The organism is Hymenobacter koreensis (assembly GCF_039541855.1).
Lineage (GTDB): Bacteria > Bacteroidota > Bacteroidia > Cytophagales > Hymenobacteraceae > Solirubrum > Solirubrum koreensis.
Genome location: NZ_BAABHA010000002.1, coordinates 940,862 through 963,452, shown reverse-complemented (window position 1 = coordinate 963,452; position 22,591 = coordinate 940,862). Strand labels below are relative to the sequence as shown.

The window sequence follows — 22,591 nt, the reverse complement described above, 5'->3', positions numbered from 1 at the left end:
CCTCTGCAAAGAGGAGCCCTTTTTTATTGTAAGAGCTGCTAGCTCAAACGCCGCTGCAGCAAGCCATCTACCACGCTTACCAACTGTTTGGGCGGATAAGTACGCCACGGCAGCTCGTCGAGCTGGCCGCCAAAGTTGATGTAGGAGTCGAGATTGTACTGGCGCATTTCGCGCGCTACGTGGTCTTGGAAGTTCACAGCCGCAATCCAGCCGTCTTCCACGTCTTCAAACCATTCTTCGTAATAGGCGTCGTCGGAACCGTGGAAGTTGAATACGTTTTCCCCAACGAGGATGAACTTGCGGATGCCCTCGTGCACCATCGGGTCGATAATTCCCCGCTTGAGATGCATGATGTCGTTTTCGATGGCGTCGTTCCACTCGCCGATAAACTCGATAACACCGACCTGCTGCTCGTAATCCACGAACAGAATTTTCAGGAACAGCGTGTCCGACTCCATGGCATCCCACTGCGGATGGATGTAGTAGCCGTAGATGGTATTGGTAAACGAATCGATGCTGTTTTCAGCTTCGAACAGCGGCGAGCGGGGGTCCTCAGATGCTGAGTACAGCTCCATCCAATGGTAGTGGGGCTCGATGGTATGCATGGCAAAAGAGCGGGCGAAAGTCAAGCTAAGTTTAGCGGCTGTGGCAAATGGCCTTGGCTTCCCTAACGCCTAACGTTGCTACTCTGTTCTCCTGACAGCTCAATTCAGTATTGAGAGAAGCGAGCCTAGCGTATACAGCAAGCCCGGAATGCTGAACAACGCAACGACAAAGCCAAGCCAAACCCGCGCCCGCCTGAATGCTACGCCAGCTGCCACGGCTAACCACAAGCTCAACGAGCCTAGCAATAACATGTAACCGGCTGCCAGCCACAAGCTGGTAATCAGACGCAGGGCGTAAAGTCCAAGCAACAAACAGCTCTGAACAAAGCAAAGCACAAGGGCACGACTCCCAAAATGGGGCAGGTTAAAACCAAGCATGGTTGGTAGGGCTGCCTACTAACCTTTGTGCGCCTCAAGAGCCGCCCGTACGGAGCCGTGCTTTCGCAGTAGCAAAGCGGCGTCTTCCTGCCCAATGAGTAGCTCGTCCATCAGCATTCGTTCGCCACGGTCTACCAGTTTGGCATTGGAGAGCTGCATGTCCACCATTTTATTTCCCTTCACGCGGCCCAGTCGAATCATGGTGGCGGTGGTGAGCATATTGAGCACGAGCTTTTGAGCCGTACCAGCTTTCAAGCGGGTGCTACCCGTTAAAAACTCCGGTCCGGTAACCACTTCCACCGGAAACTCCGCTTCGGCTGCTACTGCCGAGCCTGCGTTGCACACGATGCAGCCCGTGGCCAAGCCTTGCTGCCGGGCCTGCTGCAAACCGCCAATGACATACGGCGTTCGGCCTGAGGCTGCAATGCCCACCACAATGTCTTGCGCGTTAACGTCGTACTCGCTCAGGTCGCGCCAGGCTTGATGAAAATCGTCTTCGGCGTTTTCCACAGCCTTGCGAATGGCCGTATCGCCGCCCGCAATCAGGCCTACTACCAAGCCGTGCGGCACGCCAAAGGTGGGCGGGCACTCTGAGGCATCCAGAATACCCAATCGTCCGCTGGTACCGGCTCCAATGTAAAACAGCCTGCCGCCCGCTTTTAGCCGCTCCACAGTGGCCTCTACTAGCTGCTCAATTTGCGGCAAGGCTTTTTCCACGGCCAGCGGCACGCTTTTGTCCTCGTGATTAATCGACGTTAGTAAATCATGCGTAGACCACTGCTCAAGGTTGTCGTAATGCGAAGCGCTTTCAGTCGTGTTCATAGGGGAAATGCGGGTAGGAGGGCGGTAAGAATGGCTATGAGGCGGATTTGAGCCGACCCACCACGTAAAACTTGTCGAGCACGTTCACGGTGTGCGGGGCGTCTTTGTCCATTTCGGCGGTGAGGTCTTGGCCAGCCCAATGCTCGTAGTGGTGGCCGCGGCTCCACAGGCGAGACTTGGTTACGTCGTAAATCAGGCCGCGGTAAGCAAACCAAATGTCTTCGCGGTCTTGCCCGTTGCGCAACGCCAGCTGGTGCACCGTGTACTCCGGTAACTCGGCAAGGGCTTGGTTGTTAGCGGCAGTAGGAACGTGGGAAGGCGGGGTATCGGCGGCAGACATGGGGAAGTAAGAAACAACCAGCAGCAAAAGTTACCCCAGCAGCGCCTGCGTCAGAATCCAACGATTGGGCAAGTCGCCCTGGGCAGCGCGCAGGTAGTCTTGGTAGCTGCACGGCACAATGCGGCGTACTTCGTGGTCGGCGAGGCTTTCCACTTCCATCCACCATTTCTCGGTACGCTTGGCCTTGTAGAACACCAGCTTGGCTGGGTTGCCGGGCAGGCCCACGGCGTAGCGAATAAAGCGCCGGCTCTGGAAATCGGTTTCGTGGCGACGGTGGTAATAGCCCTCAATGAAGTACCACATCATGGTGGCTACCGTTGCGGCAGCCAAGCCGTGGGGGTCGTAATCGGGGCGGTATCCGTAGAGGCCAATGCTGGTTAGTTGGTCGTTGTGGCCGGCGTACCAGCACAATTGGGCCGCTTCTTCGGAGGTAAGCCCAAACGGGCTGGCGGGCATGTAACCCGGAAACTCGGGCCAGCGCAACGCCGCTAAATCAAAGCTTACCAGGTCGGCTTGGCGCAACAGGGGCTCGGCTTGCCGTACATCGTCACGAATCTGGCCGAGGCGCAGGGTCTCGAAATGCAGCTTTTCCAACGCCGCCAGCACGCTTGTAGGCACCAAGTACTGCTGATGGCCAAGCTGCCCAAAGTTGAACAGGAAATTGGGCTCGTGCATGAGCACACGGCGCAGGTGGTTGGCCTCGGCGGGGGCGTCATCGTCTTCCACCATATCCACTCGGGCGTCAATACACGTCAGACTAACGGCGCGGTCGAGGGTTTCGTAGGCCAGAAACTGCCCGTAGTCGAGGTCGTGGGAGCCACCCAGCAAAATAGGAACCGTGTTATGCTCCAGCAGCGCCGCCACAATTTCGCGCAGGCGCAGGTAGGTGTCTTCCAGGTTCAGGCCGTTGCGCAGGTTACCCAGGTCCACCAGCCGGCAGGGGCCGGTACCGCGTTGCAGCGCATAAAATCGTTGCCGTACGGCTTCAGCAGCCGGAAGGGTAGGGGCGCCCGCTGCGCTGCCGCGCCACTCGTTTAGGCCGATGATGGCTAAATCGGCGCCGCGCCAGTCGGGAAATGTGTCGACAAACCGGGCGGCGTGCGCCCCCAGCGTGGTACCGCCCCAAGCGGGGGCGTCGTCGGCAAGCGGGTCGAAAAACAAGGCCAGATTCACGGCGAGCAGCGGCAGCGGTAAAAATGCGCCAGACTGCCGGTGTCAAAGCTACTAAAAACCCCGTCCAATAGCCGCTCGTTTAGGCAGGAATAGACTTTCCGCTAAAAATTCTATTTCTTTCAGAAGTCTTACCCTCGTTTCCTCTCCCTTCCTGTATGGACGTTCGCCGCGCTTTTGATATTCTGCCCTACCAACTCGAGAAGTTTCCCCAAGCCGACTGTCTGGCCGCCAAAATCAATGGCAATTGGGAGAAAATCAGCACCCAGCAGCTTAAGGACCAGGCCGAACTGGTAAGCTTAGGCCTGCGCAAACTGGGCATTGGTAAAGACGACAAGGTGGCCATCATTTCGATGAACCGCCCCGAATGGATGATGGCCGACTTCGGCATCTCGCAGCTCGGCGCCGTGAGTGTGCCCATGTACCCCAGCATAACGGTGGAAGATTACCGCTACATTTTCGCCGATGCCGGCGTGAAAGCGGTATTCATCTCGAACCAGGACCTGTACGACAAGGTGAAAGCCGCCACGGCCGGTCAGAGCATTCCCGCCGACAACATCTTCAGCTTTGATAAGCTGCCCGGTGCCCGTCACTTCAACGAGCTGCTGGAAATGGGCAAAGGCGGCGACAAAGCCGAACTGGAGCGCATGAAAGCCGCTGTACAGCCCGACGACCTGCTCACCATCATTTACACCTCGGGCACCACCGGCAACCCCAAAGGCGTAATGCTCAGCCACGACAACATCCTGAGCAATTGCCGCAACTCGCAGCCCTTCGTGCCCGTCACCAAAAACGACTCGGCTCTGAGTTTCCTGCCGCTCTGCCACATTTTCGAGCGCATGGTAACCTACCTCTACATGCAAAACGGCGTGAGCATTTACTACGCCGAGAGCATGGAAGTCATTGCCGATAACCTGCGTGAGGTGAAGCCCAACATCTTCACCACTGTGCCGCGTCTGCTCGAAAAAGTCTACGATAAGATCGTAGCCAAGGGGCATGACCTGACCGGCGTCAAGAAAAACCTGTTCTTCTGGGCCCTGAACCTGGGCCTGGAGTTCGATACCCAGGAAGACAAAGGTTTCCTGTACAACACCCAGCTTAAGCTGGCCCGCAAGCTCATCTTCTCGAAGTGGCAGGAGGCCCTGGGCGGTAACATCCGCGTTATCGTGTCAGGCGGCGGGGCTTTGCAGCCACGCCTGGCCCGCGTGTTCTGGGCAGCCGGTATTCGGGTAATGGAAGGCTATGGCCTCACCGAAACCTCGCCGGTAATTGCCGTGGGCGGTTTCGAGCCCGAAAACAACCTGATCGGTACCGTTGGTCCCATCATCGATAAAACCGAAGTAAAAATTGCCGCCGATGGTGAAATTCTAACCAAATCGGCTTCGGTAATGAAGGGCTACTACAACAAGCCCGACCTCACCGCCGAGGTATTCGACGAGGAGGGCTGGTTCCACACCGGCGACATCGGCGAGTTCGTGAAGGGGCGCTTCCTGAAAATCACCGACCGCAAGAAGGAGATGTTTAAAACCTCGGGCGGCAAATACATTGCCCCGCAGGTTATCGAGGGCAAGCTGAAGGAGTCGCCTTTGGTGGAGCAGGCCATGGTCGTCGGCGACGGGCAGAAGTTTCCTTCCGTGCTGCTCGTGCCGTCCTTCGACGAGCTGAAGGGCTGGTGCAAGCGCAACGACGTGGAGTACACCACCCCCGAGCAAATCATCAAGAACGACAAGGTGCAGAAGATGTACCAGGACCTGGTGGGCAAGTACAACCAAAGCTTCGCTCAGTGGGAGCAAGTGAAAAAGCAGGTGCTGCTGCCCAATCAATGGACCGTAGAAACTGGTGAAATGACGCCGACCATGAAAGTGAAGCGTAAAATCATCAGCAACAATTACAAAGACCTGATCGAGAGCATGTACAGCTAGCACATATAAGCTGGCACCGGCCCCGTTACAAGCACTTGTAGCGGGGCCGGTCTGCTTAGAGCCGGTCGGGAACATTTGATGAACTCGAGGAATATTTTTTCGTAAACTAGTATGCAAGCATAACAAATTTGCGTACGTTTACCGGACATCGCCCCCGAGATGAGACCCGAAGAAACCGTAGACTATAACATCAAAGTTGCCTGGCACGCCATTTCGCGCATGTACAATGTGCAGGCCGCCAAGCACGACATCACCACGAGCATTGGTTTCGTGCTGCTGAACATCGATCAGGAAAACGGCACGCCCGCCACCAAGATTGCGCCGCTGCTGGGCCTCGAAACCCGCAGCCTCACCCGCATTCTGCGTTCCATGGAAGAGAAAGGCCTCATCTACAAGCAGGCCGATACCCAGGACAAACGCTCGGTGCGCATTTTTCTAACCGAGGAAGGCCAGCGCAAAAAAGAGGTGTCACGCCAAACGGTGCGGCATTTCAACCTGAATGTGCGCGAGCGTATTCCGGCCGACCAACTGGAGGTGTTCTTCCGGGTTATCAGCCAGATTACCTCCTCCATCGAAAGCAAGACCATTTACGACGGCTTTAAAGTGAAGCCGCTCAAAACCGAGAAGAAGGGCTAAAACGCCTTCCGTCGGCCGGTAGCGGCTTTCTGTTCGCATTGTTTCACTCTTTTCATACGCTTCGGCACCCAACCCCTCTCTGACCGAACCCCTTATGAATCGTACCATCAAGAAAGTAGCCGTTCTGGGCTCCGGTGTGATGGGCTCGCGCATTGCGGCTCACTTCGCCAACATCGGCGTGCAGGTACTGCTGCTCGACATTGCCCCGAAAGAACTGACGCCCGACGAAGAAAAGAAGGGCCTCAAGCTGGACCACCCGGCGGTGAAAAACCGCATCGTGAATGCCTCGCTCGACGCGGCCGTGAAGTCCAACCCCTCGCCGCTCTACCGCAAGGCCGACGCCGCACGCATCAAGACCGGCAACTTCGACGACAACCTCAAGGACATTGCCAGCTGCGACTGGACGATTGAGGTAGTAGTGGAGCGCCTCGACATCAAGAAAAGCCTGTTCGAGCGCGTGGAGCAATTCCGCAAGCCCGGCACGCTCATCACGTCGAACACCTCGGGCATTCCGATTCATTTGATGACAGAAGGCCGCTCGGAGGACTTCAAAAGGCACTTCTGCGGTACGCACTTCTTCAACCCGCCGCGTTACCTGAAGCTACTCGAAATCATTCCGACGCCCGACACGGACCAGTCGGTGGTGGATTTCCTGATGCACTACGGCGACCTGTACCTGGGCAAAACCACGGTGCTGGCCAAAGACACGCCGGCGTTTATTGCCAACCGCGTGGGCGTTTTTGCCATCATGGACGTGCTGCAGATCATGCAGCAGCTGGGCCTGACGGTGGAAGAAGTAGACAAGCTGACCGGTCCGGTTATCGGCCATGCCAAGTCGGCCACTTTCCGCACCTCCGACGTGGTGGGTCTCGATACACTCATGAACGTGGCCAACGGCCTGGCGCAGAACCTGCCCAACGACGAAGCCAAGGACGCCTTCCAACTGCCCGGCTTCCTGAAGCAAATGGGCGAGAACAAATGGCTGGGCGACAAAACCGGCCAGGGCTTCTATAAGAAAGTGAAGGGCGAAGGCGGCAAGTCCGAAATCCAGGCCCTCGACCTGAACACGCTGGAGTACAAGCCTAGCCAGAAGGTGAAGTTTGCCACCCTGGAAGCCACCAAGCCGATTGAAAAGCTGGCCGACCGCTTCAAGGTACTGGTAGCCGGCAAAGACAAAGCCGCCGAGTTCTACCGCAAGAGCTTCGGCAGCCTGTTCGCCTACGTAACCAACCGCATTCCGGAAATCACCGATGCCCTCTACAAAATCGACGATGCCCTGCGCGCCGGCTTCGGTTGGGAAATGGGTCCGTTTGAAACCTGGGACGCCTTGGGCGTACAGAAAGGCGTAGAGCTGGCTCAGGCCGAAGGCAAGCAGATTGCCCCGTGGGTGACGGAAATGCTAGCCGCCGGTAACACCTCGTTCTACAAAGTGAACGAAGAGGGTGTGAAGCAGTTCTACGACGTGGAGTCGAAGAGCTACCAGCGCATTCCGGGCGTCGAGAACTTCATCATCCTCGACAACCTGCGCGCTACGGGCAAGGTGCTGTGGAAAAATGCCGGCGCTTCGGTTATTGACCTTGGCGACGGTATCCTGAACGTGGAGTTCCACAGCAAGATGAACACGCTGGGTTCCGACGTGATTCAGGGCCTGATGAAGGGCGTGGACATTGCCGAGCAAGGATACCGTGGCCTCGTAGTAGGCAACGACGCGGCCAACTTCTCGGCCGGCGCCAACCTGGGCCTGGTGTACATGTACGCCCTGGATCAGGAGTACGACGAGATTAACATGATGATCCGGCAGTTTCAGAACGCCATGATGCGCATGCGCTACTCCAGTATCCCGGTGGTGGGCGTGCCGCACGGCCTGGCGCTGGGCGGTGGCTGCGAGCTGAACCTGCACGCCGACAAGGTGGTGGCCGCGGCGGAAACATATATGGGCCTGGTAGAATTTGGCGTAGGCCTGATTCCGGCCGGCGGCGGCACCAAGGAAATGGTGTTGCGCACGGCCGCCAAGTACGAAGAGGGCGAGCCGGAGTACAACCTGCTGCGCAACACCTTTATGACCATTTCCATGGCCAAGGTGTCGACCTCTGCCCAGGAGGCATTCGACCTGGGCTTCCTGCGCCGCGGCGACGAAGTGGTGGTAAACGGCAACCGCGCCATTGCGGCTGCCAAAGCCGCCGCCATCGAGTTGTCGGAAGCCGGCTACACCCAGCCCACCCAGAAAACCAACATCAAGGTGCACGGCCGCGGCGCCCTGGGCATGTTCATGACCGGCGTGCACGCCATGCGCTCGGGCAACTACATTTCCGACCACGACCTGAAGATTGCTAACAAGCTGGCCTACGTGATGTGCGGCGGCGACCTGTCGGCGCCTACGGAAGTGAGCGAGCAGTACCTGCTGGATTTGGAGCGCGAAGCCTTCCTCAGCCTGACCGGCGAGCGGAAAACGCTGGAGCGCATTCAGAGCATCCTGACCACCGGCAAGCCCCTGCGTAACTAACCACGTTGTCTTGTCGAGCATAGCGAGACATCTGAGGCAGAAAAGTTGTTTTACTGTCTGAATCAGACTTCTCGCTTCGACTCAAAATGACATTCGATTCAACTCCCTAAGAAGACACTCCTCATGGAAGCATATATCGTAGCTGGTTACCGCACGGCCGTGGGCAAAGCCCCCCGCGGTGGTTTCCGCTTCACCCGCCCCGACGACCTGGCCGCCGAGGTAATCAAGCACCTCATGAAAGAGGTGCCCTCTTTAGACCCCACCCGCGTTGACGATGTTATCGTTGGCAACGCCGTGCCGGAAGCCGAGCAAGGCCTGCAAATGGGCCGCCTGATTTCGTTGCTGGCCCTGCCCATTAACGTATCGGGCCTCATTGTGAACCGCTACTGCGGTTCGGGCGTGGAAACCATTGCCATGGCCGTGGGTAAAATCAAGGCCGGCATGGCCGACTGCATTATTGCGGGCGGCACCGAAAGCATGAGCTTGGTGCCCACCGTGGGCTGGAAGACCGTGCCGAACTACCACCTCGCTCAGAAGTACCCCGACTACTACCTCGGCATGGGCCTCACAGCCGAAGCCGTGGCCAATGACTACAAAATTTCGCGCCAGGATCAGGACGAGTTCAGCTACAACTCGCACCAGAAAGCCATTCGCGCCATTGCTGAAGGGCGCTTCAAGAGCCAGATTGTGCCCGTTACGGTAGAAGAGACCTATCTCGATCAGGCTACTGGCAAAAAGAAGACTCGCACATACGTGGTGGATACCGACGAAGGCCCCCGCGCCGACACCTCGGTGGAAGCCCTGGGCAAGCTGCGTCCGGTATTCTCCGCTACGGGTTCGGTAACGGCCGGCAACTCCTCGCAAACCTCTGATGGCGCTGCTTTCGTCATCGTCATGTCGGAGCGCATGGTGAAAGAGTTGAACCTGGAGCCCGTAGCCCGTATGGTGAATTACGCCACCGAAGGCATTGACCCGCGCATCATGGGCATGGGCCCGATTAAGGCCGTGCCGAAGGCGCTCAAGCAAGCCGGCATGAAGCTCGACGATATCGACCTGTTCGAACTAAACGAGGCCTTTGCGTCGCAGTCGATAGCCGTAGTGCGGGAACTAGGCATCGACCCCGAGAAGCTGAACGTGAACGGTGGCGCCATTGCCCTCGGTCACCCACTCGGCTGCTCCGGCGCCAAGCTTAGCATTCAGCTTTTCGACGAGCTGCGCCGCACCAACAAGAAGTACGGCATGGTAACCGCCTGCGTAGGCGGCGGCCAAGGCGTAGCCGGTATCTACGAGCTGCTGAAGTAGCCTGCTTCCTGAACGTCATGTCGAGCGGAGTCGAGACATCTCGTGTGCTGACGCCCGAGAGTGATTTTCGTTCAACGAGACGATTACTATTGAGCGAGATGTCTCGACTGCGCTCGACATGACGTTCGGATTTTAGCATGTAAAAACCCGCTAACTTTCAGAACGCAAGCACCTGTTTTGCTGTTCTTGATTCGGTAACAGACAGAAACCCCGGCTTTTCGGGGTTTCTTTTTCGAAAAATAGTCGGCACGCCTAACATTTTTTATTACCTTTCGGTACACAGAGTAGCCGGCCCTTGCCGGCTCGAAATAGTCGGCAAGCCTAACACTTTTTGACCCCTCAATTTCCCACCACGGCCATGGAAGTAACCAACAAAATCCCCAAGGGCGGCGAGTTCATCATCAAAGAAACCGACGCTCAAGACGTATTTACGCCCGCCGAATTTTCGGAGGAGCAGCGCATGATGCACGAAACCGCGCTGGACTTCGTGGCCAAGGAAGTGCATCCGCTGCTTGAGCGCCTCGATAATCACGAGGAAGGCCTAATGCGTGGCTTGATGGAAAAAGCGGGTCAGCTGGGCTTGTTCGGCGTGAGCATTCCCGAGCAGTACGGCGGCCTCGACATGGACTTCAACACCGCCCTGCGCGTGACCGAAGGCGTGGGCGGCGGCCACTCGTTCCCGGTAGCTTTTGCCGCGCACACCGGCATTGCCATGCTGCCCATTCTGTACTTCGGCAACGATGAGCAGAAGAACAAATACCTGCCCGGCCTCACCAACGGCGAGCTGATGGGTGCCTACTGCCTCACCGAGCCCGGCTCGGGCTCCGACGCGCTGGGTGCCAAAACCAAAGCCGTACTTACCGAAGACGGCGAGCATTATGTGCTGAACGGCCAGAAAATGTGGATTACGAACGGCGGTTTCGCCGATGTATTCATCGTTTTCGCCAAGATTGACGGTGAGAAGTTCACTGGCTTCATTGTAGAGAAAAATACCCCCGGCCTGAGCCTCGGCAATGAGGAGCACAAAATGGGCATTAAAGGCTCGTCGACGCGCCAGGTATTCCTGTCCGACTGCAAGGTGCCTAAAGAGAACATTCTGGGAGAGATTGGTAAAGGCCACCTCATCGCCTTTAACATTCTGAACATCGGCCGCATTAAGCTGGCGGCTGCTTGCTTGGGCGCCGCTAAAATGGCCGCTGCCCTAAGCGTGAAGTACGCTAACGAGCGGGTGCAGTTTAAGCTGCCCATCAGCAAATTCGGCGCTATTCAGTACAAGCTGGCCCAGCAGGCCGTGCGCATTTATGCCGCCGAATCGGCTATTTATCGCGCCGGCATGGACATCTTCCGCAAGGAGCAGGAGCTGATTTCGGAAGGCAAGAGCCACAACGAAGCGCTGCTGGGTGCCGCCCGCGAGTTTGCCGTGGAGTGCGCTATTTTGAAAGTAGAAGGCTCGGAAGTGCTTGACTACGTGGTGGACGAAGGTGTGCAGGTGTACGGCGGTTACGGCTTCTCGGCCGACTACCCCATGGACCGCGCTTACCGCGATTCGCGCATCAACCGCATCTTTGAGGGCACGAACGAAATCAACCGCATGCTGGCCGTTGACATGATCCTGAAGAAGGGCTTGAACGGCGAGCTGGATTTGATGGGCCCGGCCCAGGCAGTGCAGAACGAGTTGATGGCCATTCCGGATTTCGGTGGCGAGGAAGAAACTGGTCTGTTCGCGGCCGAGAAGAAAACCGTTGCCAAGCTGAAGAAGGCCATTCTGATGGTAGCCGGCACGGCCGTTCAGAAGTACATGAACTCGCTCGCCAAAGAGCAGGAAGTACTGATGAACATTGCCGACATGGCCATTAAGGTGTACACCGCCGAAAGCACGCTGCTGCGCGTGGAAAAAGAAGCCGGTGTGCAGGGCGAGGAAGCCCTGGCTACGCAGATCGACATTGCCCGCGTGTACTTAGCCGACACCATCGACCAGGTGAACAAGGCTGGCAAAGATGCCATTGCCTCGATGGCGGAAGGTGATGAGCAACGCCTGCTGGCCATGGGCTTGAAGCGCTTCACCAAAGCCGAACTGTTCAACGTGAAAGACGCCCGTCGCCGCATCGCCAAAACGCTGATCGACGCCAACGACTTCGTGTACTAACTGCAGTACACAACCTTATAACCGGCCGCGGGGAAACGGCCGGTTATACTTCCCGATGGGGGAAAACGAAACCGCCGCTCCTGTATTGGGGCGGCGGTTTTTGTGTTGAGATAAGACCGTATCTAGGTGTTAGTCTGCTATGGCAAGCAGGCCTGTACTCGCCGAGGATGCATTGAGCAAAATCAAGAAGAACCGCTGAGCCTCTGCATCTGGGGTAGCGGAAGCCGGGGTAAGGTCAGGGTACCGACGCAGCAGAAGCTGCAGCTTCATCGTAACCATGTCACTGCTCCATCTGAAGTTGTGGTAGAAGTCAAGACGGGTCTCAATAATTCGCAGTTTTTGCAGGTGCGTAAACTCTTCTTCGGACAGCTCGCCCGCTTTCGGTAGCTCTGCCAGCCGTACCGGGTTAGGTATGGCTGCTCCGTCATCAAGCAAATAGAAGTCAAGCATTTACTTCAGCACAAGCTTATTGAGCTGTAATGCTGCTGATTTCTTGTTAGGCCGCGTTACCACAATCATGGTTTTGTCATCCAGCCATGCCGTGAAGTCTTTCACGTAGGCGGTTTGCTGGTCGTTGGCTACGTTTAACCCCAGTGCCTTTGGTGCCGATACCACGCCCATAAGGGCGCCAACACGGCGGCCGTACAGGTCGGTTTTCTTGTTCAGGCTTTCCATGGTTACAATGTGCACGTCGTTGCCAAGCGCGGCGGCACGGTAGCCGATGCCGGTGAAGCTTTCGGTGATGGGTGCGGCTTGGTTTTTGGCCACAATGGTGTGCCAGGTGGGCGACTGGAACTCGTTGTAGCCAAAGAGGTGCAGCTCCTTGGCACGTACGGGAGCATCGGGGCCTTCCTCAGCCTTCTTTTCGGCAATAACCACTACGTTTTGGTCCTCGGTGCGCAGAATATCAGAGAGGTAAACGTCGTCAAGGCGCTTGGCGCTGCCGCCGGTGGCTTTGTTCACCTCGGCCAAATACTCGGGCGTGAACTTGAATTCGGGCGCGAACTTCATGTCGGCCTTGGCGAAGTCAAACTTCACCAGTTTCAAGCTGTGGTAGTCGCCGGAAGTGTAATCGGCGCAAATGGTAGCGGCATACAGGGTTTGGCCGTCGAGTAGGCGCCACTGCGTGTCGCGCGCAGTCACCTTTCTACCGCCAAACGTGCCGCCTACTGCTACCGACATTACTTTCACGTCTGGCTCGGCGTCGCGGTAACGGCGCACCGTCAGCTTCTGGTTACCGTCGCCGATGAGGGCAACGTACTGGGTGCCATCGTTGGCAACGTGCACGGTGGGGGAGAAGAAGTCGCCCAATTCCCGGAAATCGTACACACGGTCTTTAAGCTTGTTAAGCTGCCGGTCGTAATGAGCCGCCGTGAGCGACTTGATTTGCTCATCGCGGGTTACGTAACGCCAAGTCACGAGTTGGGAGCCGTCGGGTGAGATGCTGATGCCGGGGCGCCGCTCGCGTGGACCGGCTTCAGCCAGTTTTTTGGCCGCTTGTTTCTGCCCGCTCTTCAGGTCGATGGAATGTACGAGCAGGTGCTGTCCGGTTTCATCCTTGTGATGCACCGCTACCAGAGCCTGCTGATCGTTGCGGGCAAAGGCCTCGAGGCTCTCGCCAGCTGCTACGGGCACCGTTGCCGACCACAGTTTCTTCAGGTCGGCGTCGTAGCGCTCTACCGCATATTCACTGGCCGAGCGGTGGCTGATGATTATAAATTCCTTTCCTCCGGGCAGAGCAAGAGTCTTTACGTGTACCCGCTGGTTGTAGGGGTCTTCCGTGTGCTCGGGCACATAAGCGAAGGGCGCCGATCGAACCTTTTGCGCTATAACAGGCTCGGCATGAGCGAACAAGCCAAGTGCCAAGATTCCGGTGGCCAGGAAATGCTGAAACGAAATTTGCACAGAGTAAAGCAGTTAAGTGGCAACGGAGGATTATCGCAAAAAAAGTCGTTCCCAAAGGTATCATTCTCTGTAACGTCTTCGTAAACGCCCCGCTGGCAGTCGGCCGCCTACGATTTGTTCACGGATTAGTAACGCTCTTGGTGACACCTTTCCGTGTACCTCCCGTTTCCTTTGCTATGGAAAATATCGAGCCAACCGGGTAAACCGGTGGGTTAGGATAAATTCCATAAATTTGTGGACTAGATAAATCGTTCAGTTTTCATGATTGAAGTTTTCTTTCTCCGTAACTGAAATACGCCACGCATCCGGCAGATTCGCCACATCTGCCTTCACTGTTGGCGTAGTTCTTGTAGCAGGCGCCGTCCCGCTCTCCTCCACCAAGCCTTTTGCTATGAAATCGTTGTTACGTCTCATCCTTCTCCTCAGCCTTGTGGTGTTGGGGAAGCTTGCCAAGCAGCCCGGCGCTTTGCCGGCGGCCTTAAATCAACCTTCTGTTCGTTCAGTAGAATCGGTGCAATCTTTCTTTGCACGTCAGGTAAGTTTCATCGAACCGGTTTCTAACCAAGGACGATTACAAGGCAATACCCAGGGTAACGCTTCGGTAAGCGTTAACTAATTCAATAGCGGCCCGCTAAGTGTCGCTTTTTTTACGTCCGCTAAGCTCGTCCTTATTAACTAATCCTGCTCCAGTTCACCGCCGTAGCTGGCAACGACAGAATGTGCCGGCGGATGTTTTCGTTGGTGGGCTGACTCAGGTCGGGGTCTTCGTTGAGCAAGTCCTGTGCTGCCGCTCTGGATTCGCTAAGGATGCGACCATCCTTGGCTAAGTCGGCAATAAGCAGATCGAGTACACCGCTTTGCTGCGTACCCATCAAGTCGCCGGGGCCGCGCAGTTTCAGGTCGATATCGGCAATTTCGAAGCCGTTGTTGGTACGCACCATTGTTTCGAGGCGGGTGCGGGTGTCTTTGCTCAGCTTGTAGCCCGACATCAGGATGCAGTAGCTCTGATCGGCGCCGCGCCCTACGCGCCCGCGCAATTGGTGAAGCTGCGAAAGCCCAAACCGCTCCGACGACTCAATCACCATTACCGAGGCATTGGGCACGTTTACGCCCACCTCAATAACGGTGGTGGCCACCATGATCTGGGTTTGGCGCTGCACAAAGCGCTGCATTTCGGCATCTTTTTCGGCTGCGCTCATGCGTCCGTGCACAATGCTTACTTGGTATTCGGGGAAAGCACGCGTTACGCTTTCGTAGCCGTCCATTAGGTCCTTGTAGTCGGCCATGGCTTCGCTCTCTTCAATGAGCGGATACACCACGTATACCTGCCGGCCTTCCCGGATTTGTTGGCGCATAAACTCGAACACCTTCAGGCGGTTAGAGTCGAAGCGGTGTACCGTTACGATGGGTTTACGCCCGGCCGGCAACTCGTCGATTACCGACACGTCCAGGTCGCCGTAGAGCGTCATGGCTAGGGTGCGCGGAATGGGCGTGGCCGTCATGACCAGCACGTGCGGAATAATGTCGGGGTTCTTTTGCCAGAGCTTGGAGCGTTGCGCCACGCCAAAGCGGTGCTGCTCGTCCATGATGGTCAGACCCAGGTTCTTAAACTGCACCACGTCTTCGAGTAGGGCGTGGGTGCCCACCAGCATGTGCATCTCGCCCGATCGGAGCTGCTCGTGCAGCACCCGCCGCTCCGCCGTGCGAGTTGAGCCGGTTAGCTTTCCGATTTTCATGCCCAGCAAATCGGCAAACTGCTTGAGCCCGATGTAGTGCTGATCGGCCAGGATTTCGGTGGGCGCCATCATACAGCTCTGCGCACCGTTATCGGCGGCCATGAGCATGGCAATAAAGGCCACAATGGTTTTGCCCGAGCCTACGTCGCCCTGTAGCAAGCGGTTCATTTGCTTGCCGGCGCAGAAGTCCTTGTAGATGTCGTGGATAACCCGCTTCTGGGCGCCGGTTAAATCAAAGGGCAGTACGTTTTTATAAAAGTGTACCAACGAGGGCACCTTGTCGAAAATCTGCCCGGCCAGCTCCACTTTGCGCTGGGTGCGCTGCCGCAACAGCTTCAGCTGTATGTAAAACAGCTCCTCGAACTTTAGCCGAAAGCGAGCAGCCTGCAGCAGCTCGGTGCTTTGCGGGAAGTGAATCTGCTGCATGGCCTCGGCCTTGGGCATGAGCGCATAGCGCAGCACCAACTCCGGCGAGAGGGTTTCGGTGATGTGCGGCGCGGCCAGCTTCAGCAGCTGCGCCATCAGCCGCCCTATGCCTTTGGTGTCGAGGTTGAAGTTGCGCAGCTTATCGGTGCTGGAGTACACCGGCTGCAGAAACGAGGCGCCCGGTTTTTGTTCCGATACCTCTTCCAGCTCCGGGTGCACCATTTGCGCCTTGCCGTTAAACATGGCCGGCTTGCCAAAGGCCACGTACTCCTGGTGGTTCTTTACGAACTTCTCGAAGAACTTCACGCCCTTAAACCACGTCAGCTCCATCACGCCGCTTTGGTCATGCAGCTGGGCTACGAGGCGCTGCTTACGGCCTTCGCCTAATAGCTCTTTGGTGCGCACAGTGCCCTTTACCTGCACCATTGGCAAGTCGTCGTGCAGGTCCACTACGTTGTACACCTGCGTGCGGTCGAGGTAGCGGAAGGGATAGTGCTGAATTAGGTCGCCGTAGGTGAAGATGTTCAGCTCCTTGGCCAACACATCGGCCCGGCGCGTGTCCATCCCGCGAAGCAGTGCAACTTTGGTGTTGAAAAAACTACTCATGCAGTCCTTTAACCATTAGCATTCATCCTAAAGCACATGTGCAGCGAAGGACTCGCAACGCAACCTAACGAATGATTCCTGCTTGATAAGTGGCTATTGGTATTTCAGGGTGTTAACGAGCTTTACGATGTCCTCTTTCACATAGTCGATAACCGGCGCGAGGGAGTCGTTGGCCACGGCGGTGCGGAAGTACAAAGCCCCGCGGAAAAAATGTTTGGTTGAGTCCGTCGTGTAAAATTGAAACTGGCTGGGCACGTCACCACTCAGTTCAAATACCGCCACTTTCTTTCCGCTGGGCGTCTGCATCATCGACTCTTCGATGGCAGAGGCCTTGATCTGGTGTTTGCCCGTGAGCTTACGTGCGTCCTCCAGCATCTTGTTAAAGAGCTTGGGGTCGTTCTTAAGGTTGGAGTACGTAATCTGGACGTTGGCCTGCAGCTTGGGGTAGTACACGTTAATCCAGTGCGGCTGGGCCAAGTACGAAGAGTCGCGCAGAATACGGGCGTGCTTGGAGTACTCGAATGTGTACGGGTGCCCCGGCGCTAATTGCTGATAGGCGTGCGGGGGCAAATCGATGCGGTTGAAGCCCTTGGGTTTGGGCGTGTAATCATCGGGGCCGCCTGAACAGCCGGCCAAAACCACACCGGCCAGCAACGCCGAAAAGCAACAAAGGGAGAGACGCATCAACGGGGGATTAAGGCGCCAAAAATAGCCAAGCGCCGTGGCATGTGCAGTAAAGTGTTTTCGGCCGCTTGGGGTTGGCCTACTGCGAAACAAGGCAGTAAGACAACCCTTCAAAAGCAAACCGCCCCGGCCAACTCGTGACCGGGGCGGTGGCTTACGCAAGCAAACGCGTTGCTTAAAAAGGAAGTTCGTCCATTTCGGGCTGTTGCCGGAAGGTTTTCTGTTCCGGCGTAGCCCCGGCGGGCTGAGGCGTGGCCTGCGCTGCTGGCTGTTGGTTACCAGCCGGAGCACCGTCCTGACCGCGTCCACCACCAAGCATGGTAATTTCATCGGCCACGATTTCAGTTACGTAACGGGTCTGGTTGTCCTTGTCTTGGTACTGACGGGTTCTGATTTTCCCCTCCACGTACACCGACTGGCCTTTGCGCATGTATTTCTCGGCTACTTCCGCCAAGCCGCGCCATGCCACAATGTTGTGCCACTCGGTACGCTCCACGCGGTTGCCGCTTTTGTCTTTGTAGGTTTCGTTAGTGGCTAAACGGAACTGGGCCACGGCGCTACCGCTTTCCAAATGGCGTACCTCTGGGTCACCACCAAGGTTACCCACCAAAATAACTTTGTTAACGCTTGACATATCTATGCTGGTTTAAGTGTGAGTACTCTAGCTGTCAGCTGAATTACTATACAATAACTAAATATTTTCGCAATTAACCAAATATTTTAGCTGTCTAAATTCCTTTGCTCGACAGATAATTAGTGATGATAACGGGTTTGGGCAATTGTTCTATCTGGTCTGAAGTAAAAGCCTCTAAGCCAAAGCTATTAAGTGCTGTAAGGGGTAGTGGCTCTTCCAGCCACAACTCGTGAAAACGCGCTTCCACCTTCTGGTGGCTCAGTGCGTGCTTCATAGCTGCAGCCGGTTCCGAAACTCGGTTTGTAGCCACGCGGCCACCCAGCCGTTCGGTTTCTGCGAGCAACTCAAGCGCCGATAGCTCGACGGTTGGCGTCTCGGTCAGCCAGAAGTCGTAAAGGCTGTGCCAAATATCCTTGCCGGTGCGCTTGCGCAGGTATACTGTATTGCCGTGGCGCAGTACAAAGTACTGGAAGTACCGCGTGCGGGCCGCCTTGGCTTTCGTTTTAACGGGCAGTTGCCGAACCATGCCGTGCTGAAAGGCAAAGCATTGCTCACGTACGGGGCAAAACAAACAGTCTGGATTTACGGGCGTGCACTGAATGGCCCCAAACTCCATAATGGCTTGGTTGTATTCACCGGGCTCTTCCACTGAAATCAATTGGTCGGCCAGTTGCTGGAACTCCTTGCGGGTAGAGGGTGCCGCTATATCGGTGGTAATGCCAAACACGCGCGACAGCACCCGGTACACGTTGCCGTCAAGTACGCCCACACGCTCGTTGTAGGCAAAGGAGGCTATGGCGGCGGCGGTGTACGGCCCAATGCCGCGCAGCTTCAGCAACTCGGCATACGTGCCGGGGAACTGCCCGCCGTATTCATTGACCACCTGCTGGGCCGTGTGGCGCAGGTTACGGGCCCGGGAGTAATAGCCCAAGCCCTGCCACAACCGCAGCACTTCCTGCTCGGGCGCAGCGGCCAAATCGTGTACGGTAGGGTAGGCGGCTAAGAACTTTTCGTAGTAGGGCAGGCCCTGTTGTACACGGGTTTGTTGCAGAATAATTTCTGATAACCAGATAGCATACGGGTCGTGGGTATGGCGCCACGGCAGGTCGCGGCGGTGGCGTGGGTACCACTCCAAAAGGGCTTGGGCAAAGAATGGATGGGACGGAGCGGAGTTAGGTTTGTTCAAAGTGTTGATTATGAATATATTGCTGATGCTATTTCTTGGCAGGTGTATTTGGGAATTACGTTTGCAAAACCAAAAATCGGGACTACCTTTGTGGCCCGAAATGCCTACCGGGCAAGGGCTTACGGGATTTTAAAAGCATTTTTGCCTTCTTTTTTCACACTTTCAGGTTCCTAGCACAGTGACCAAAGCAGAAGTAATTGCCGAAATTGCCGAAAAGACCGGCATTGAGAAAACCGACGTGTCAGCAACCGTAGAGGCTTTCTTCAAAGTGGTGAAGGATTCGATGGCCGGCGGCAACAACATCTACGTTCGTGGTTTCGGTAGCTTCGTTAACAAGAAGCGCGCACGGAAAGTAGCCCGTAACATCTCGAAAAATACCTCCATCATCATCGACGAGCACTTCATCCCGAGCTTCAAGCCGTCGAAAACCTTCATCAGCAAAATCAAGAACAGCAAGAAGGTAAAGGAGCTGGTGCAGGCGTAGTCGGCCCGCTACAAGCTGAAAACGCTTCGTTCTTCGTAACATTGCCGGCCGCCGCCGGAGCTGGTCTGTTCAAAACAGCAGCCCGGCGGCCGCCTTTTTCTCTCCCGCATGGCTAAAAGCCGCTCTTCTTTCACGCCGCAACTCCTTGTACTGGTACTGGCCGCTGGCTTGGTAGCATACCTGTTTTTGCTGCCGAAAGGCGTAGTGAAGCCCAAGGAAGGCAAAGGTGAGTTAGCCCAAGATGCCGCTCGAACCGCCAACCGCGATGGTGGCGGTCCAGCCACATCGGGGTCTAAAACGGAAGCTTCCTCAGGTCCGGTTCCCGCGAGTGGTGGTGCTACCGCCATGTCCGATCAGCCGCACACGCAAGCCTCGGGCGAGCAACGCACCCAGCTGAACACGCTGCTAGCGCGTTACCGTACTACCGCCGACGCCGCCACCCGCCTCAGCCTAGCTACCGACCTAGCGAAGCAGTACCAAAAGGTGCAGCGCTTCGACAGCGCCGGTTACTACTACGAGCAGGTGGCCTTGGCCCGGCCGGGAGAACAAGCATGGAAGCGCGCTGCTGACCAATATTTTGAAGCGTACAGCTTTGCAACTACGGAGCAGCGGGCCAAAATGCTGGGCACTAAAACCCAGGCGCTTTACGAGAAAGTGCTGAAGGAAAACCCCCAGAACCTCGACGCCAAAACCAACCTCGGCATGGCCATGATGGCCAGCGAAAACCCCGTTGCCGGTATTACTATGCTGCGCGAGGTGCTGGCCACTGACCCTAAAAACGAGAAGGCACTCTACAACCTTGGCATTCTGGCGCTGCAAAGCAACCAGCCTGACAAGGCCGTGGGACGGTTTCAGGAGCTGATGAAGGTTAACCCGAAAAACGTGACCGGCCAGTTTTATTTGGGAGTGTCGCTGGCGCAGGCGGGTGAGAAGGAGGAGGCAAAGGCAGCTTTTCTGAAAACGAAAAGCATGAGTGCCGACCCCGGCTTACTTACGTCGGTAAACGAAGAACTACAGAAGTTGCAGTAACCCCGCTTGTCACGCCAAGGCACGAAGCCAGGGGGTGACAAACGGTTTTTGAAATCAAATCCATCAACCCAAACCTCACAGCTCATGCCCTGCGGTAAAAAGAGAAAGCGTCATAAGATTGCCACCCACAAGCGGAAGAAGCGTCTGCGCAAGAACCGTCATAAGAAGAAGTAAGCCCGCGGGGGTTTACTGGGTGCTGCTTTAGCCGTAAGGCTGCCGCGTACCCTATGTTTCACCCCGTCGGCTCCCGGGCGTGGCTATCGGTTGCGTTTTCCCCGTGGACCATTTGTAGGGGAAGCTGGCACCTCCAGTGCTGGCTTCCCTTCTTGGCTTTTCTGAGAAATACGGCCCTTTTACGACGTCCGGACAGCCGGCTAACCCCGAACTCCATTGAGTAACGAATTAATCATTAATTCTACTCAGGAAGGCGAGCGGATTGCCCTGTTGCAGGACAAGCGGCTGATCGAATATCACTTCGACCGCAACGACACCAACTATGCGGTTGGCGACATTTTTCTGGGCACCGTCAAAAAGGTGATGCCTGGCCTGAACGCCGCGTTTATTGATATCGGTTATCAGAAAGACGCCTTTCTGCATTACGGCGACCTGGGCGAACAATTCCAGACGCTGGCTAAGTGGACGCGCCTCGTGCACACCGGCAAAGCACCGGTAGCGCACCTGAAAGGCTTCCCGCGCGACGCTGCCCTTGAGAAAGTTGGTAAAATGGCCGACGTACTCAAGAAAGGCCAACAGCTATTGGTGCAAATCGTGAAAGAGCCGATTTCAACCAAGGGCCCGCGCCTCTCCTCCGACCTCTCCATGGCCGGCCGCTACCTCGTACTCATGCCTTTTTCGGATACCATTTCGGTATCGAAAAAGATTGTGAGCCGCACCGAGCGCGACCGGCTCAAGCGCCTTATTGCTTCCATTAAGCCCGACGGCTTCGGCGTGATTATTCGCACCGTAGCCGAGGGCCGCGACGTGGCCGAACTCGACCGCGACATGCAAAACATGGTGAGCATGTGGGAGCGGCTGTACCAAAACCTGCGCACGGCCAAGCCGAACGACAAGGTTCTGGGCGAACTGGGCCGCACGTCGTCGATGATTCGCGACATGCTCAACGAGTCGTTCGACGCCATCCACGTCGACTCGCAGGCCATGCACGACGAGCTGAAGACGTACCTGCAGCAGATTGCGCCCGACAAACCCGACTTGCTGAAGTTTTACACCGGCAAGACGAAGATGTTTGAGCAGTTCGATATCGAAAAGCAGCTCAAAACCCTCTTCGGCAAAACCGTGACCGTGCCTGGCGGCGGCTACCTCGTTATCGAGCACACCGAGGCCCTGCACGTTATCGATGTAAACTCGGGTAACAAGAGCAACCAGCAAAGCGACCAAGAAGCCACCGCACTTATGGTGAACCTGGCCGCCGCTAAAGAAGTGGCGCGGCAGCTGCGGCTGCGCGACATGGGCGGTATTGTGGTGGTCGACTTCATCGACATGCGCTCCGGCGACAGCCGCAAGAAGGTGGAAGACACGGTGTATAACATTATGGCGCAGGACCGCGCCAAGTTCACCATTCTGCCCATCACCAAGTTTGGCTTGCTGCAAATCACGCGGCAGCGCGTGCGCCCCGAGCAGAACATTATTACCACGGAACTGTGCCCGACCTGCGGCGGCACCGGCAAAATCACGGCTTCTATTCTGGTTACCGACGAAATCGATACCAGCATTGCCGATTTGCTGGTGAACCAGAACCACTCCGGCCTAACCCTGCATGTGCATCCCTTCCTGCACGCTTACTATACCAAGGGCTTGGTAAGCAAGCAGATGAAGTGGTACCTGAAGTATTATAAGTGGGTAAAGGTGGTGAAAGACACCAGCTTAGGCCTGACCGATTACCGTATTCAGGACGAGCGGGGTGAGGACATTGAACTCCACAGCCGCGCTGCTGAACTGAACAGTCTGCAAGACCGCGACGACGAATCGGACGATTAGCGTACGTTTCGTAGCCGTAAAAACAAACGGCGCCCGTGACTCAGCCAGAGCCACGGGCGCCGTTTGTTTTTTAGGGTAA

General features: G+C 56.3%; 18 protein-coding genes and 1 pseudogene. 9 read left to right on the top strand and 10 right to left on the bottom strand.

The window, feature by feature from the left end:
• Positions 1 to 38: 38 nt before the first annotated feature.
• From ABD903_RS07005 to ABD903_RS06990, 4 genes are all read right to left on the bottom strand, one after another.
• Positions 39 to 605, bottom strand: a complete 567-nt coding sequence (locus ABD903_RS07005; protein ID WP_345222580.1) for a hypothetical protein — start codon at positions 603 to 605, stop codon at positions 39 to 41.
• 396 nt (positions 606 to 1,001) lie between these two features.
• On the bottom strand, positions 1,002 to 1,805 hold the full coding sequence (gene murQ / locus ABD903_RS07000) for an N-acetylmuramic acid 6-phosphate etherase (RefSeq protein ID WP_345222579.1): 804 nt from the start codon (positions 1,803 to 1,805) through the stop codon (positions 1,002 to 1,004).
• A gap of 34 nt (positions 1,806 to 1,839) precedes the next feature.
• Positions 1,840 to 2,064 carry a cytochrome b5 domain-containing protein gene (locus ABD903_RS06995; protein ID WP_425555433.1) on the bottom strand — a complete coding sequence of 75 codons (225 nt, stop codon included), beginning with the start codon at positions 2,062 to 2,064 and terminating at the stop codon, positions 1,840 to 1,842.
• 111 nt (positions 2,065 to 2,175) lie between these two features.
• The gene (locus ABD903_RS06990) at positions 2,176 to 3,318 is read right to left on the bottom strand and encodes a formimidoylglutamase (protein ID WP_345222576.1); all 1,143 of its coding nucleotides are present in this window, start codon (positions 3,316 to 3,318) and stop codon (positions 2,176 to 2,178) included.
• Between the two features lie 155 nt (positions 3,319 to 3,473).
• Between ABD903_RS06990 and ABD903_RS06985 the strand changes: the two genes are divergently transcribed.
• The 5 genes from ABD903_RS06985 (at position 3,474) to ABD903_RS06965 (ending at position 11,824) form a co-directional block, all read left to right on the top strand.
• A complete protein-coding gene (locus tag ABD903_RS06985; protein ID WP_345222575.1) occupies positions 3,474 to 5,237 on the top strand; it encodes an AMP-dependent synthetase/ligase in 1,764 nt (587 codons plus the stop codon).
• Positions 5,238 to 5,396: 159 nt separating this feature from the next.
• Positions 5,397 to 5,873 carry a MarR family winged helix-turn-helix transcriptional regulator gene (locus ABD903_RS06980; protein ID WP_345222574.1) on the top strand — a complete coding sequence of 159 codons (477 nt, stop codon included), beginning with the start codon at positions 5,397 to 5,399 and terminating at the stop codon, positions 5,871 to 5,873.
• A gap of 94 nt (positions 5,874 to 5,967) precedes the next feature.
• The gene (locus tag ABD903_RS06975; RefSeq protein ID WP_345222573.1) at positions 5,968 to 8,376 is read left to right on the top strand and encodes a 3-hydroxyacyl-CoA dehydrogenase/enoyl-CoA hydratase family protein; all 2,409 of its coding nucleotides are present in this window, start codon (positions 5,968 to 5,970) and stop codon (positions 8,374 to 8,376) included.
• A 123-nt stretch (positions 8,377 to 8,499) separates the two neighbouring features.
• A complete protein-coding gene (locus ABD903_RS06970; RefSeq protein WP_345222572.1) occupies positions 8,500 to 9,678 on the top strand; it encodes an acetyl-CoA C-acyltransferase in 1,179 nt (392 codons plus the stop codon).
• Positions 9,679 to 10,036: 358 nt separating this feature from the next.
• Positions 10,037 to 11,824, top strand: coding sequence for an acyl-CoA dehydrogenase family protein (locus ABD903_RS06965; protein WP_345223100.1), 1,788 nt, complete (start codon positions 10,037 to 10,039; stop codon positions 11,822 to 11,824).
• 129 nt (positions 11,825 to 11,953) lie between these two features.
• On the opposite strand, the gene ABD903_RS06960 is transcribed toward ABD903_RS06965, so the two are convergent.
• Both ABD903_RS06960 and ABD903_RS06955 read right to left on the bottom strand, forming a co-directional pair.
• Positions 11,954 to 12,274 carry a hypothetical protein gene (locus ABD903_RS06960; RefSeq protein ID WP_345222571.1) on the bottom strand — a complete coding sequence of 107 codons (321 nt, stop codon included), beginning with the start codon at positions 12,272 to 12,274 and terminating at the stop codon, positions 11,954 to 11,956.
• Complete coding sequence (locus tag ABD903_RS06955) at positions 12,275 to 13,729, bottom strand: hypothetical protein (protein ID WP_345222570.1); 1,455 nt, start codon at positions 13,727 to 13,729, stop codon at positions 12,275 to 12,277.
• Between the two features lie 391 nt (positions 13,730 to 14,120).
• On the opposite strand from ABD903_RS06955, the gene ABD903_RS06950 reads away from it, so the two are divergent.
• The gene (locus tag ABD903_RS06950; protein ID WP_345222569.1) at positions 14,121 to 14,345 is read left to right on the top strand and encodes a hypothetical protein; all 225 of its coding nucleotides are present in this window, start codon (positions 14,121 to 14,123) and stop codon (positions 14,343 to 14,345) included.
• A 55-nt stretch (positions 14,346 to 14,400) separates the two neighbouring features.
• On the opposite strand, the gene recG is transcribed toward ABD903_RS06950, so the two are convergent.
• The 4 genes from recG to mutY form a co-directional block, all read right to left on the bottom strand.
• Positions 14,401 to 16,497: an ATP-dependent DNA helicase RecG gene (gene recG, locus ABD903_RS06945; protein ID WP_345222568.1), complete on the bottom strand. Its 2,097-nt coding sequence runs from the start codon at positions 16,495 to 16,497 to the stop codon at positions 14,401 to 14,403.
• Between the two features lie 93 nt (positions 16,498 to 16,590).
• Positions 16,591 to 17,181 carry a gliding motility lipoprotein GldD gene (gene gldD / locus ABD903_RS06940; RefSeq protein ID WP_345222567.1) on the bottom strand — a complete coding sequence of 197 codons (591 nt, stop codon included), beginning with the start codon at positions 17,179 to 17,181 and terminating at the stop codon, positions 16,591 to 16,593.
• Between the two features lie 175 nt (positions 17,182 to 17,356).
• On the bottom strand, positions 17,357 to 17,815 hold the full coding sequence (locus tag ABD903_RS06935; RefSeq protein WP_345222566.1) for a single-stranded DNA-binding protein: 459 nt from the start codon (positions 17,813 to 17,815) through the stop codon (positions 17,357 to 17,359).
• Between the two features lie 94 nt (positions 17,816 to 17,909).
• Positions 17,910 to 18,950: an A/G-specific adenine glycosylase gene (mutY, locus tag ABD903_RS06930; RefSeq protein WP_425555409.1), complete on the bottom strand. Its 1,041-nt coding sequence runs from the start codon at positions 18,948 to 18,950 to the stop codon at positions 17,910 to 17,912.
• Positions 18,951 to 19,176: 226 nt separating this feature from the next.
• On the opposite strand from mutY, the pseudogene ABD903_RS06925 reads away from it, so the two are divergent.
• The 3 genes and pseudogenes from ABD903_RS06925 to ABD903_RS06915 all read left to right on the top strand — a co-directional run.
• Positions 19,177 to 19,485, top strand: a pseudogene (locus ABD903_RS06925) (HU family DNA-binding protein); the annotation flags it as partial.
• Between the two features lie 108 nt (positions 19,486 to 19,593).
• Positions 19,594 to 20,514: a tetratricopeptide repeat protein gene (locus ABD903_RS06920; protein ID WP_345222562.1), complete on the top strand. Its 921-nt coding sequence runs from the start codon at positions 19,594 to 19,596 to the stop codon at positions 20,512 to 20,514.
• Between the two features lie 390 nt (positions 20,515 to 20,904).
• A complete protein-coding gene (locus ABD903_RS06915) occupies positions 20,905 to 22,512 on the top strand; it encodes an Rne/Rng family ribonuclease (RefSeq protein ID WP_345222561.1) in 1,608 nt (535 codons plus the stop codon).
• Positions 22,513 to 22,591: the final 79 nt, after the last annotated feature.